Genomic DNA, 13,556 nt, shown 5'->3' with positions numbered 1-13,556 from the left:
AATAAATGGCGGCCACTATATTATAAACAGTCTTTTTAAAATTATTTAAATATATTAAAAATTACGCTTCAAATGTTTTAGCAACATCATCTAACTTAGGAATATCAGGTGTTGCTTCTTTATCGACTTCAGGTTGTGCAATAACATTACCAACCACTTTGCTCTTAATTTTGCGATATTCAGCCATACCAGTTCCGGCAGGAATAATCTTACCAATAATAACGTTTTCTTTCAAACCAACCAACGGATCATTTTTTCCGCGAATAGCTGCATCTGTCAAGACACGAGTTGTCTCTTGGAATGATGCTGCAGATAGGAATGAGTTCGTTTCCAAAGCAGCTTTCGTGATACCAAGTAACACTGGACGTGCAGTTGCTGGTACAAGACCTTCGAACAATGCTGGTTCATTAGCACGTTGGAAATCCGCAATATCCATCAACATACCTGGCAAAAGATTTGTTTCTCCTGGATCCATAACACGAATCTTACGTAACATTTGACGAATCATTACTTCGATATGTTTGTCAGAAACTTCAATACCTTGCAAACGATAAACCTTTTGGATTTCCGTCAACATGTATGATTCCGTTGTCAATGTATCTGTAACTGCTAGCAATTCTTTAGGATCAACTGGTCCTTCATTAATTGCAGCACCACGCTCAATATCATCACCTTCAGCAAAACGCATACGCGCTGCCAATGGCAAAGTATAGGTACGTGTATCTGTTTCGCCTTCGATCGTCACAGCTTTTGTACGTTCAGCTGGATTTTCTTCAATGGAAACAATTGTACCAGTAACTTCTGAAATTTCAGCACGTCCCTTAGGGATACGTGCTTCAACAATTTCTTGCACACGAGGCAAACCTTGTGTAATATCGTTACCACCGGCAACACCACCCGTATGGAAGTTACGCATTGTCAATTGCGTACCTGGTTCACCAATTGATTGTGCCGCAACAGTACCAACTGCTTCTCCGACTTCAACTTCTTCACCTGTGGCTAAGTTACGACCATAATCAAGTACGGAAACACCATGTTCTGTGGTTGACGTAAAGACCGAACGAATTGTTACTTCTTCAACACCTGCAGCAACAATAGCTTTTGCAACATCTTCATCAATCATTTCGTTACGTGAAATAATCCTGTCACCATTTTCTGGATTAAAGACAGATTTCATAGCATAACGACCCAAAATACGATCATAAAGTGGTTCAACAACTGAGTTACCATCCATGATTGCTTTAACAGCAACACCACGATCAGCATTGTTATCCCATTCACGAACAATAACGTCTTGTGCAACATCGACAAGTCGACGTGTCAAATAACCAGAGTTGGCTGTCTTCAAAGCCGTATCAGACATACCTTTACGCGCTCCGTGAGTAGAAATAAACATTTCCATCACTGTCAAGCCTTCACGGAAATTAGCTGTAACTGGCAATTCAATAATCTTACCACCAGGGCCAGCCATTAATCCACGCATACCAGCTAATTGAACGAAGTTTGAAATGTTACCACGCGCTCCTGAATCTTGCATCATGAAAATAGGGTTTGTTGGTTCAAACAAATCGATCAACTTATCTTGAATAACATCTTTTGCTTTGGTCCATATTTCAGTCACACGTTGGTAACGTTCTTCATCTGTGATCAAACCACGTCGGAATTGCTTTGTAACTGTTGCAACTTGCTGATGAGCAGCTGACAAAATAGCAGGTTTTTCAGGCAATTCAGTCACATCGTTCATTGACACTGTCAAACCAGATTCTGTTGACTTTGCATACCCCAGATCCTTCATGCGATCCAATAATAATGATGTTTCTGTTACTTTATAGCGCTTATAAACTTCAGCAATGACATCTGACAAGAAGCCTTTTTTGAAGGCACTCACTGTTGATGTATCTGCCAAATAATCATGAATATCTTCACCTGCTTCAATGAAGAATGTATCTTTAATGCCCTTAAAGTTATCTTCAGAAGGTTCGTTAATGTATGGAAAATCAACAGGCAAAATTTCATTAAAAATTAATTTACCAACTGAAGTCACCATAATTTTGGCACGTTGTTCATCTGTAAATGGCTTTGCTGCAGGGAAAGAAGATGTTTGAATACCAATACGTGTATGATAATGGACAACCTTATTTGCAAAAGCAATTTGTGCTTCTTCTACAGATGAAAATATCATACCTTCACCTTCACGGCCAACTTCTTCAGCCGTCAGGTAGTAGTTTCCAATAACCATATCTTGCGAAGGTGCAACAATTGGCTTCCCATCTTTAGGTGCCAAAATATGACCAGCAGCAAGCATTAACAAACGTGCTTCAGCTTGTGCTTCATCAGACAAAGGTACGTGAATAGCCATTTGATCGCCATCAAAATCAGCATTATATGCTTCTGTAACCAATGGGTGCAGACGCATTGCTTTTCCTGAAACTAGTACTGGTTCAAAAGCTTGGATTCCCAAACGATGTAATGTTGGTGCACGGTTCAAAAGAACTGGGTGCTCTTTAATGACATCTTCCAAAACATCCATGACATCTTCATCTGCTTTGTCAATTTTACGTTTAGCAGATTTGACATTGCCAGCTAAATTGCGAGTTGTTAATTCTTTCATGATGAATGGGCGGAATAATTCAATTGCCATTGGACGTGGCAATCCCATTTGGTTCATCTTCAAGAAAGGTCCAACATCAATAACTGAACGACCAGAATAATCGACACGTTTACCTAACAAGTTTTGACGGAAACGGCCTTGCTTCCCCTTCAACATATGAGAAAGTGATTTCAATGGTCGGTTACCTGGTCCAGCTACTGGTCGGCCACGACGACCGTTATCAATCAATGCATCAACAGCTTCTTGAAGCATACGCTTTTCGTTTTGCACGATAATGCCTGGCGCATTCAAATCAAGCAAGCGCTTTAAACGGTTGTTACGGTTAATAACACGACGATACAAATCATTCAAATCAGATGTGGCAAAACGACCACCTTCTAATTGAACCATTGGACGTAAGTCTGGTGGAATAACTGGAATAACATCCATGACCATCCACTCAGGCTTATTTTTTGACTGGAAAAATGCCTCAATGATATCCAGACGTCGTACCGCACGTACGCGCTTTTGGCCTGTTGCTTCTTGCAGTTCGCGCTTCAATTGATCTGCTTCAGCAGCTAGATCAACACTAGCTAACAAATCTTTTATTGCCTCAGCACCCATGCCAGCCTTAAAACTAGCACCATATTCGCGCTTCAATTCACGGTATTCACGCTCTGTCATTAATTGCTTCTTTTCAACAGGTGCATCACCAGGTTCGATGACAACATATGAAGCAAAGTAGATAATTTCTTCAAGTGAGCGAGGTGACATGTCTAAAACAAGACCCATACGTGATGGAATACCCTTGAAGTACCAAATGTGTGTAACAGGTGCAGCTAATTCGATGTGACCCATACGTTCACGACGAACTTTTGATGATGTAACTTCAACGCCACAACGATCACAAACAATTCCTTTATATCGGATTCGCTTATATTTACCACAGGCGCATTCATAATCTTTTGTTGGTCCGAAGATGCGTTCGTCGAACAAGCCATCTTTCTCTGGCTTAAGTGTTCGATAGTTAATTGTTTCTGGCTTCTTTACTTCACCATGAGACCATGAACGGATCTTATCAGGAGAAGCCAAACCAATTTGCATGCTTTCGAACTTATTAACATCAATTGCCATCTATTTGCTGTTACCTTTCATTATTTATTACGTAAACGCGCATACACAATACCCACGCTTGCTATCAGCCGCTTTTTATGATTATTATAAAAAACATCTGATAACAAACGTGCAATATTGTATCTACACGTTATGTTTTATGTTAAATTTCGTCGTTTGATTTAGTCGTATCTTGTGATGTTACCTTCAAGAATGCTGCGGCTACTTCATCGTCTTCTTTGTTCAATAAGTCAGGATTTGAACGCACTAACTTTTCAAGTGCATCAACAGGTAAGATTGAATCATCTTCGTCCATTTGACGTAGTTCAACTTCTTCTCCGTCACCATCCAAGACTTGCATGTCCAATCCGAGTGCTTGTAATTCTTTCACAAGAACACGGAATGATTCTGGTACACCTGGACGAGGAATTGGTTCACCCTTAATAATTGACTCATAGACTTTCACACGACCAGCAACATCATCTGACTTATATGTCAAAATTTCTTGCAAGGTATATGCAGCGCCATACGCTTCAAGCGCCCAAACTTCCATTTCACCGAAACGCTGTCCACCAAATTGTGCTTTACCACCCAAAGGTTGTTGCGTAACAAGTGAATAAGGTCCTATTGAACGTGCGTGAATTTTATCATCAACCATGTGGGCCAACTTCATATAGTGCATCACACCAACACCAACACGTTTATCAAAGGCTTCACCGGTACGGCCATCATAAACAACTGACTTACCATCTTGTGGCAAACCTGCTTCGCGTAAGGCCGCTTCGATTTCGTCATCACTTGCCCCATCAAAGACAGGCGATGCAACATGAATTCCTAACTTCTTAGCAGCGAAACCAAGGTGTAACTCAAGTACTTGTCCAATATTCATACGTGAAGGCACACCCATGGGTGACAACAAGATGTCGATTGGCGTACCATCTGGCATATACGGCATATCTTCTTCAGGGACAACAACGGAAACAGTTCCCTTGTTACCATGACGTCCAGCCATTTTATCACCAACTTGAATCTTACGCTTTTGAGCAATATAAACACGCACCATCATGTTAACGCCAGGTGCTAATTCATCACCATTTTCTGGTGTATAAATACGCACATTTTGAACGACGCCGCCGCCGCCGTGAGGGACACGAAGTGATGTATCACGAACTTCACGTGCTTTTTCACCAAATATCGCATGAAGCAAACGTTCTTCGGCTGATAATTCTGTCACACCCTTAGGTGTAACTTTACCTACCAAAATATCACCATCATGTACTTCGGCTCCGACACGGATAATACCATCAGCATCCAAGTCCTTCAACTGATCTTCACCAGTATTAGGAATTTCGCGCGTCATTTCTTCAGGCCCAAGTTTTGTATCTCGTGCTTCTGAATCATATTCTTCAATATGAATTGATGTATAAACATCTTCACGAACCAATCGTTCATTCAAAACAATTGCATCTTCGAAGTTATAACCTTGCCAAGTCATGAATGCAATCAATGGGTTTTGACCCAAAGCTAATTCACCTTGTTCCATTGAAGGACCATCAGCCAAAACTTCATCAGCTTCAACATGTTCACCTTCATGAATAATAGGTTTTTGGTTATAGTTTTTTCCACCATTAGAACGTCGGAATTTCATCAATTCATAATGATCCAATTGACCATCTTCACGACGAATACGAATTTCACGGCCATCGACATATTCAACCATACCAGCTGCACGTGAAATCATGGCAACACCTGAATCGTGGGCAGCTTTATATTCAATACCTGTACCAACAAGAGGGGCATGTGGATCAAGCAATGGTACTGCTTGACGTTGCATGTTAGCACCCATTAAAGCACGGTTAGAATCATCATTTTCCAAGAAAGGAATAGCAGCTGTTCCAACAGAGACAACTTGTTTAGGTGACACATCCATATAATCAATACGATCAATTGGTGTTTCAATGTTTTCTTCACCAAAACGGGCCATTACTGTATCATGAACAAAGCTACCATCATCATTCAAAGGTGAGTTTGCTTGTGCAACAATAAAGTTATCTTCTTCATCAGCTGTCAAATAGTCAATTTTGTCAGTAACCATATGTGTTGTCCAATCGACACGACGATATGGTGTTTCGATAAAGCCATACTTATTAATACGACCATAAGTAGCTAACGAGTTAATTAACCCAATGTTAGGACCTTCTGGTGTTTCGATTGGATCAATGCGGCCGTAATGCGTATAATGAACATCTCGGACTTCAACACCGGCACGGTCACGTGTCAATCCACCAGGCCCAAGAGCCGATAGACGACGCTTATGGTTCATTTCTCCTAATGGATTTGTTTGATCCATAAACTGTGATAATTGTGATGAACCAAAGAATTCCTTAACAGCAGCAACAACAGGTCGAATATTAATTAATTGCTGTGGCGTTACTGTGTTGGCATCTTGAATTGACATACGTTCACGTACAACACGTTCCATACGTGTCAACCCAATACGGAATTGATTTTGTAACAACTCACCAACTGAACGGATACGACGATTTCCCAAGTGATCGATATCATCAACGTTTCCGATACCTTCTTGCAAATTCAAGAAATAGTTCATGCCTGCTAAAATATCCGCAGGGCGTACCGTACGATCATTTTCATCAATATGACCATTACCAATTAATACCAAAGTCTTTTCGGGGTCTTCAGGTGATTGAATTTTAATTTTTTGAAGTACAACAGGTTCTTCAAGTACAGCATCCCCAGAAGGTGTATATGTCGTGGTCTTAAAGTCTTCACGTTCCAAAAATGGGCTCAACTTTGACATAACTGTCTTATCAACAGTTGTCCCTTTTTCAGCGATAATTTCACCAGAATCTGGATCAGCTAATGTTTCTGCTAATGTATGATTCAACAAACGTGTCTTCAAAGCCAATTTTTTGTTGATTTTATAGCGACCAACCGAGGCTAAATCGTAACGTTTTGGATCAAAGAAGCGCGCAACTAATAAGGCACGTGATGAATCAGCAGTTTTTGGTTCACCTGGACGCAAGCGTTCATAAACATCTTTCAAGGCTTCCTCAACACGTGAATCAGACATATCTTTGTGTACATCTTTTTCCAAAGTCATGTTTAATGCATCGTATTGATCAGAAAAAATATCAAGAATATCTGAATCTGAACCAAATCCAAGCGCACGTACTAATTCGGTCATCAATAACTTACGTGTACGATCAATGCGGACGTTAGCAATGCCTTTGGCATCTGTCTCATATTCTAACCATGCACCACGGTTAGGAATAACGGTCGTGCCGTAACGTGGTCGACCATTTTTATCATTTTCTTGGTTATAATAAATTCCAGGAGAACGCACTAACTGTGAAACGATAACACGTTCCGCACCATTAATAATGAACGTTCCTTGTTCCGTCATCAATGGGAAATCACCAAAAAACACGTCTTGTGACTTAATTTCACCAGTTTCATGGTTTGTCAAGCGTAAAGTTACATGTAATGGTGCTGAATAATTGGCGTCGTGCTCACGCGCCTCATCAATATTATACTTTGGTTCCATCAATTGATAATCGACATATTCCAAAGATAATGTTCCTTGGAAATCGTCAATTGGCATGATGTCGCCAAACATTTCTTTGATACCATCATCCAAGAACCATTGATATGATGCCGTTTGAATCTCAATCAAATTAGGCACATCAAGTACTTCTTTGATGCTAGCATATGAACGACGGGTACGGTGCTTACCGTACTTTACTAAATGTCCTGCCACATTTATCACCTCACTTGTTTTTCACTGCGTTTTGTTTGTTACATTTTAGTTACAAAATCACTTTTATTCTGGATTTCATCACCTCATAGGCACAAAAAAAGCAATCGCCGCTGTTTCCGCAGACAACGTTTGCTTCAATATAAAGGTATTGCGGACAATATTTCGCAAAATGCCATATTTATTCACAGTATTACTATTAGTAATTATACGCTTTTAACAATATTTTGCAAGTCAGTCCAATTAACAAACTAGTCTGATTCAAAATCAAAAATCTGTTTCTTTAAATGTGATCTACATCGAATTCTGGTACGTTTGGATCGCGCACAATTTCAACTAATTGCAGAAATTGTGTTGGATCTAACGCTGCTGTTCCAACAAGAACACCGTCTATATCCTTTTGCAGCATAATTTCACGCGCATTGTTGGGTGTGACTGAGCCACCATACAGAATTCGAACTTGCTCCGCAATAACTGGTGAATATAGCTTAGCCAATGTTTGACGGATAAGATGAGCTGCTTTTTGTGCTTGATCAGCACTAGCCGCTTCACCAGAACCAATTGCCCATGTGGGCTCATATGCAATAGTAACATTTCTAATTTGATCTACGGAAACGCCAGCTAATGCTGCAGCTACTTGGGCGACAGAAGGTTCAGCATCCATAAACTGTGCATAGGTGCTCATATCTTCGTCAACATCAATAATTGGACGTAAACCGTTCCGTAAGGCAGCTGTTACTTTCAAATTAACTGTTGAATCTGTTTCATTAAAAAACTTTCGCCGTTCGAAGTGACCGATTAATACATATTTTGCGCCAATATCCTTTAAAGCCCTAGGTGATGTTTCACCTGTATAAGCGCCATTATCTTCCCAATGAACGTTTTCAGCCACAACATGAATTGGTGAATCTGCCGTCGCACGCACCATATCTGACAAAAACAAATCTTGTGCTGCAATACCTGTCTCAACGACTCGTTTGTCTGGCACTTTGCCATTAACCTGTGCCAAAAAATCAACAACATCTGCTTGTAACTTGTTAATTTTCCAATTAGCGACTACGAATGGCACCCGTTGCGCCTTATGAGTTTTAGTCATGACTCATCACTACTCCTTAGCATCATAAAAATGAATGCTGCTTCAATTAAAAGCAACATTGCTGTGTATTGTGGTTCTTCATTAAGTACATACAATACCGCAAAACTAATAATTAAGACACTTAGCCCCATAACAGTTTTGACTATGGATTGATAGTACTTACTGCGTGTTAACTGCTCTGTTAAATGCTGATTTCTTTCAGTTAATTCTGAAACATCCAATTTTAATGTCTCTAACTGATCTAATAATTGATCATTTTCTTGTTGCATGGCATCAAGAGCCGTACGCGAAACAACCTCTTCATCTAGCTGAGGCTCATTATTTTTCTTAATTCGTTTAAAGAGTAACATATTATTCTCCATTGTTTTTATTTTACCACAACAGATGACACATGAACTAGAAAATAGAACGTTTTCACTCTTTAGATCCACCATGTGATAATGACGTTCAACTAGTGTTTTTTGCCTTCGCAATATCAATCAATAATGATTAAGCTATGAACAACATATTAAAATAATTATTGTTAAAGAAAACAAACATGCAGATTTGGACTAATACACCGTTCATTTACATATTTATTCAGGTTTAGAATTAACAATATCTGCAATATTTTGAAGTTTTTCTTCAAGTGCACGATTGTCCTCAAGTAATTCGTCAATACTTGGGTCAGCTGATCCAAAAAGTTCATAAGGTTTCATGTTCAAAGCATCCATCAATTTCAACAAGGTTGTAATTGATAAATTCACCTTTAGTTTTCGTTCAAGTGTTGAAATTGTACCGACTGAAACATCCGCAATTTCACTTAATTTTTCAACAGTCATACCATGTTGCAATCGCTTCATTCTTAACTTTTCAGCTATTTGTTCAGTTGTAGTTTTCATGTCATGCCACCTTTCTTTATTTTCAATTTTGACAAGGCTTTGAGACATTTCACACATTTTTTATTTAAAATTTTCATTATAATGTGTTATTATGATATTATTAACTTTTCTCTTATAACCAATTAAAAATATGGCATGTTGTTGACCATGATTGAATACGTGCAATAATGAATCACGAAAAAAGCTTTTAGGAGATTTTACAATGGTTGAATCAATTCAAACTTCCACTAACAAGGACTTTGCCGTAAGTCTTGTTACCCCTTGGATCAAAGGGAATATGTACGTTTCACCAGATGGTTTTTTAAAGATAAAAATGCAAAACACCATTTTATTCGGAATGATCCCAGCGGGAATGACAAAAGATTCATCACCTTTGGGAAATGTTTCAAATGTTTCCTCAAATAAAGAATTTAAAATAGGTCGTATATTTTTAGGATTATTAATTGCAATTGGTGGCCTTATGGCATTATCAAGCTCGCCACTTGTAGGCATTGTTCTTGCACTTATCGGTGTAGGAATATTTGGTAGTGGCATTATTACAGTCTTTTCATATGAAAGAAACGGTATAGAAAAGCAAGTCTACTTACCATTCTTCGAAGCAAACCATGTTGCAGAATTCGAAGAACAAGTATTAGCGGAAATTGCAAAATTTTACGATGACAGAAACGTTAGAAAACATGCACAAGAGAATGCACAAACAATCGTTGATGGGTTGCGTGACAATTAGTAAACTATAACTTACCAACAACAATACATGCATACTAAGACCAAACAAAAGCTACAAACAAAGACTATTAATGCGACTGTAGCTTTTTTGTAAGTATGTCACAAAGGAAAAAATTATGAGTAAAAAACTAACGTGGCTAATTTGTGTTGCAGTCATCTTAGGTTTAGGTGGTGTGAGTGTCTACGCATCAATCAGTCACACGCCAGCAAAAAATCAAGCCACTAAAAAAGCACACCAAAAAACAGCCAATTCAAAGCGTACAATTCAGTCGACAAGTGATACCACGTCAAATAAAGCTGTTAAATCATCAACTTCAATTGCAACAAAAAATAACACCGGCATGAATTTAACACAAATCCAAGCTAATGATTTCTCAAGCGTTATCGGTACATGGGTAAACCCGACCGGCGATACTTTTATTTTTAACAAAAGTGGTTTACTGTCTCGTTCATATTCTGGACAAACAACACCAAAAGCAAAAGTGTATCTTGATAAAACTAAAGACGAAGACGGTATGTTAAAAGCAGAAATAGGCGCTGACCCATTACCAACAGAAGGCGCCTCAATTTTAGTACCGCTTTACTTCATTCCAAAAGGTGTCGCTTTCAGCGGCTCATCTGACAAATCACAGGACAGAATTTACTCTGGTCAACAATTTGGTGAACAAAACATATACACCCTTCAAAAAGAAGTGTCGACGGCTGACACAAGCGCAGCTAATTTATTATCTAATGTTGACAAACAAGCTCTAGCGCTCTTAGGTCTGCCATCAGGATTTGTATCTGATTATGGTGACTTAAGCGTCAACACGATCTTGTCAGGCAAGTCTAACGTCACAAGTAATGCCTTTGATTCAACGCACGTCGCTGTCAATAATGGCAAAATTTCAGATGTGACCTTTTCAGGTGTCACAATTGCGTTAGATGGTGCCAAAAATATTGTGAAGCTAAATAATGTACCAAGCAACATTGATAATACAACTTATAAGCAAGGTTACTTCACAATTGCTGGTGATATAATTACCTACAAAAATCAAGGCACACGAGTATCCGGTGCAGAACAGGATGCTCGTGCTGAAACCATTGGTACCAAGAATTTGAGCTCGTTGTACGCACAATATAAAAGCGACCCTAAATTTGAACAAATTAAAAACCTAATCACAGAATAATTAAAAGATGGTACATTCTCATGAACATCGGAGCAAATTAACATATGCATTATCGCAGTGTATGACAAAAAGCAAAGTATATAGCGACCGCTATGTGTTAGGCCTCAAATCTAGCACATGGCGGTCGCTATTTTTACGGCGGTTATTTTACTCCTTGGCACACTGTCATCATTCAACGTAGAATGAATTCGTGTTGTACCAAGAGTAAATTATATGATTACATTAATTTACTATTAATACCTTGTCTATTATGATTACTGTTCGCCACAGATTTATCAGTTTGATTGCGCCTTTTAAACTAAATCTTTATTGTGTCCTTATGTAAAGGATGGAAAAGGAAATTTAAGTATTATTTGTTAAATTCGTCTAATTAACTGTGTGTACTGCCCTGGGGATGACACAATCATGACAAGCACTTTTGACGAAAGTAATTGTTTTCCTGAGGCTGTATAATCACATTTGTGATTGCAAACATATGACTATTCAAACATTTCGTGGGTAATCTCAAATTCAGTAAATGCACTGGTTCTCAACCTTTTATGTAGAACTTTTTTGGAAAACGCCAAGCAACCACAATATCACAGCATTTCTCATTTTGTGTGAACTGCTATGATATACAGTACAACATTTTTGTACAAAAATGGCGTTGCATAAGGTTTCAAAAACCTTATGCAACGCCATGAAATGTGATTATGCAGCTGGCGGGAGTCGAACCCGCACGCCCTTAACGGGCACAGGATCCTTAATCCTGCGCGTCTGCCAATTCCGCCACAGCTGCATGGTCATCCATACTGACAACTATACAATTCTATCGTTAATAAACTATCTTGTCAAGTTGAAAAGTTTAATCAAAAGTACAATAACTAACTGTCTCATTAGGCTTTCTGACATAAAATAAGTATGCTATTCCAACTTGTCACTAATCTATTTTTATTATTTTTTATTATTTCGCTTGCTTATTTCCACCAGTATGGTAAACTAGAACTTGTAATAAAAGTTTTTGATTTTGATTTGTTTTTCTCGGAAGGCGCTCAAGTACCAATTATTTAAGTTACAAAATAAAATTATTGGTGGAGCACACCAAAGGAGAAACACATCATGGAAAAAGGCACAGTAAAGTGGTTTAACGGAGAAAAGGGTTACGGTTTCGTAACTCGTGAAAACGGAGAAGATGTATTTGCACACTTCTCAGCTATCCAAGGTGACGGCTTCAAGACTCTTGAAGAAGGTCAAGCTGTTGAATTCGAAGTTGAAACATCAGACCGCGGTTTGCAAGCTGCTAACATCTCAAAGTTGTAAGATTAAGTTCTAATACTTTGAAAACTCGCTTAGGCGAGTTTTTTTGTGTCCTCTTTTCGTGGTATAATATAATTGTTAGATTAAACACAAACTAAGGAGTTTAGAATACATGGCTAAGTTAGTATTAATCCGTCACGGTCAAAGTGAATGGAATGCATTAAATTTGTTCAACGGTTGGGTTGACACAAAGTTATCAGATAAAGGTGTTACCCAAGCTAAAGAAGCTGGTGAATTATTAGCTGCCGAAGGCATCCAATTTGATCAGGCTTATACATCAGTTTTAACACGTGCCATTACAACATTGCACTTTGCATTAGAAGAGGCTGGACAACTGTTCATCCCCGAAACCAAGTCATGGCGTTTGAACGAACGCCACTATGGCGCTTTACAAGGCCAAAACAAAGCTGAGGCCGCCGAAAAATGGGGTGACGAGCAAGTTCACATCTGGCGTCGTTCATATGACGTATTACCCCCATTGTTGGACAGCTATGAAGAAACTGTTGAGGTGCAAGGAACAACTTACCCCGCTTTTGATCGTCGTTATGCTGATGTTCCCAAAGGTGAATTACCTTTGGGTGAAAACTTGAAGATTACTTTGGAACGTGTCTTACCTTTCTGGGAATCAGACATTTCAAAAGATTTGAAAGCTGGCAAAAACGTTGTAATTGCTGCTCATGGTAATTCATTACGTGCCTTAGCAAAACATCTTGAACATATTTCAGATGATGACATCTTAAACCTTGAAATCGCTAATGGACAACCATTAGTTTACGATTTGGATAATAATTTAGAAGTTGTTTCTAAGAAAACATTAAGTAAGTAATTTAAAAACCGTTATCTTTACTCGATAACGGTTTTTATGTTATATATAGTATAAATTAAAAAGAGCTTTTCTAGCTCTTTTTAA

General features: G+C 38.7%; 9 protein-coding genes and 1 tRNA gene. 4 read left to right on the top strand and 6 right to left on the bottom strand.

Annotated features, from left to right (window positions below):
* Positions 1-61 precede the first annotated feature (61 nt).
* The 5 genes from rpoC to EUI_RS0101905 form a co-directional block, all read right to left on the bottom strand.
* Positions 62-3,724 carry a DNA-directed RNA polymerase subunit beta' gene (gene rpoC / locus EUI_RS0101925; RefSeq protein WP_010015685.1) on the bottom strand — a complete coding sequence of 1,221 codons (3,663 nt, stop codon included), beginning with the start codon at positions 3,722-3,724 and terminating at the stop codon, positions 62-64.
* Positions 3,725-3,866: 142 nt separating this feature from the next.
* Complete coding sequence (gene rpoB, locus EUI_RS0101920; protein WP_010015683.1) at positions 3,867-7,481, bottom strand: DNA-directed RNA polymerase subunit beta; 3,615 nt, start codon at positions 7,479-7,481, stop codon at positions 3,867-3,869.
* Positions 7,482-7,761: 280 nt separating this feature from the next.
* Positions 7,762-8,574, bottom strand: coding sequence for a triose-phosphate isomerase (gene tpiA / locus EUI_RS0101915; protein WP_010015682.1), 813 nt, complete (start codon positions 8,572-8,574; stop codon positions 7,762-7,764).
* Positions 8,571-8,924: a hypothetical protein gene (locus EUI_RS0101910; protein ID WP_010015681.1), complete on the bottom strand. Its 354-nt coding sequence runs from the start codon at positions 8,922-8,924 to the stop codon at positions 8,571-8,573. Before EUI_RS0101910 ends, tpiA begins: the two co-directional genes overlap by 4 nt.
* A gap of 225 nt (positions 8,925-9,149) precedes the next feature.
* Positions 9,150-9,455, bottom strand: a complete 306-nt coding sequence (locus EUI_RS0101905; protein ID WP_010015680.1) for a helix-turn-helix domain-containing protein — start codon at positions 9,453-9,455, stop codon at positions 9,150-9,152.
* Positions 9,456-9,657: 202 nt separating this feature from the next.
* Here EUI_RS0101905 and EUI_RS0101900 point away from each other — a divergent pair, with 202 nt between their 5' ends.
* Positions 9,658-10,182 carry a DUF2892 domain-containing protein gene (locus EUI_RS0101900; RefSeq protein ID WP_010015679.1) on the top strand — a complete coding sequence of 175 codons (525 nt, stop codon included), beginning with the start codon at positions 9,658-9,660 and terminating at the stop codon, positions 10,180-10,182.
* Between the two features lie 115 nt (positions 10,183-10,297).
* Positions 10,298-11,350 (top strand): DUF6287 domain-containing protein, encoded by a 1,053-nt coding sequence (locus EUI_RS0101895; protein WP_010015677.1) that lies wholly within the window; start codon positions 10,298-10,300, stop codon positions 11,348-11,350.
* 693 nt (positions 11,351-12,043) lie between these two features.
* On the opposite strand, the gene EUI_RS0101890 is transcribed toward EUI_RS0101895, so the two are convergent.
* Positions 12,044-12,128, bottom strand: a tRNA-Leu gene (locus EUI_RS0101890).
* Between the two features lie 320 nt (positions 12,129-12,448).
* Between EUI_RS0101890 and EUI_RS0101885 the strand changes: the two genes are divergently transcribed.
* Both EUI_RS0101885 and gpmA read left to right on the top strand, forming a co-directional pair.
* Complete coding sequence (locus EUI_RS0101885; protein WP_010015676.1) at positions 12,449-12,649, top strand: cold-shock protein; 201 nt, start codon at positions 12,449-12,451, stop codon at positions 12,647-12,649.
* Positions 12,650-12,758: 109 nt separating this feature from the next.
* Positions 12,759-13,472, top strand: coding sequence for a 2,3-diphosphoglycerate-dependent phosphoglycerate mutase (gene gpmA, locus EUI_RS0101880; protein WP_010015675.1), 714 nt, complete (start codon positions 12,759-12,761; stop codon positions 13,470-13,472).
* Positions 13,473-13,556: the final 84 nt, after the last annotated feature.

It is taken from the genome of Leuconostoc gelidum subsp. gelidum KCTC 3527, from assembly GCF_000166715.1.
Taxonomy (GTDB): Bacteria; Bacillota; Bacilli; order Lactobacillales; family Lactobacillaceae; genus Leuconostoc; species Leuconostoc gelidum.
The sequence above is the reverse complement of the archived record's forward strand: the minus strand, read 5'-3'. Positions and strand labels throughout refer to the sequence as shown.

What these genes read in the sequence shown, in the direction of transcription:
- EUI_RS0101900 (WP_010015679.1), top strand. Translation starts at nt 9,658, where the DNA reads ATGGTTGAATCAATTCAAACTTCCACTAACAAGGACTTTGCCGTAAGT.
- rpoC (WP_010015685.1), bottom strand. Translation starts at nt 3,724, where the DNA reads ATGGCAATTGATGTTAATAAGTTCGAAAGCATGCAAATTGGTTTGGCT.
- EUI_RS0101885 (WP_010015676.1), top strand. Translation starts at nt 12,449, where the DNA reads ATGGAAAAAGGCACAGTAAAGTGGTTTAACGGAGAAAAGGGTTACGGT.
- gpmA (WP_010015675.1), top strand. Translation starts at nt 12,759, where the DNA reads ATGGCTAAGTTAGTATTAATCCGTCACGGTCAAAGTGAATGGAATGCA.
- EUI_RS0101905 (WP_010015680.1), bottom strand. Translation starts at nt 9,455, where the DNA reads ATGAAAACTACAACTGAACAAATAGCTGAAAAGTTAAGAATGAAGCGA.
- EUI_RS0101895 (WP_010015677.1), top strand. Translation starts at nt 10,298, where the DNA reads ATGAGTAAAAAACTAACGTGGCTAATTTGTGTTGCAGTCATCTTAGGT.
- EUI_RS0101910 (WP_010015681.1), bottom strand. Translation starts at nt 8,924, where the DNA reads ATGTTACTCTTTAAACGAATTAAGAAAAATAATGAGCCTCAGCTAGAT.
- tpiA (WP_010015682.1), bottom strand. Translation starts at nt 8,574, where the DNA reads ATGACTAAAACTCATAAGGCGCAACGGGTGCCATTCGTAGTCGCTAAT.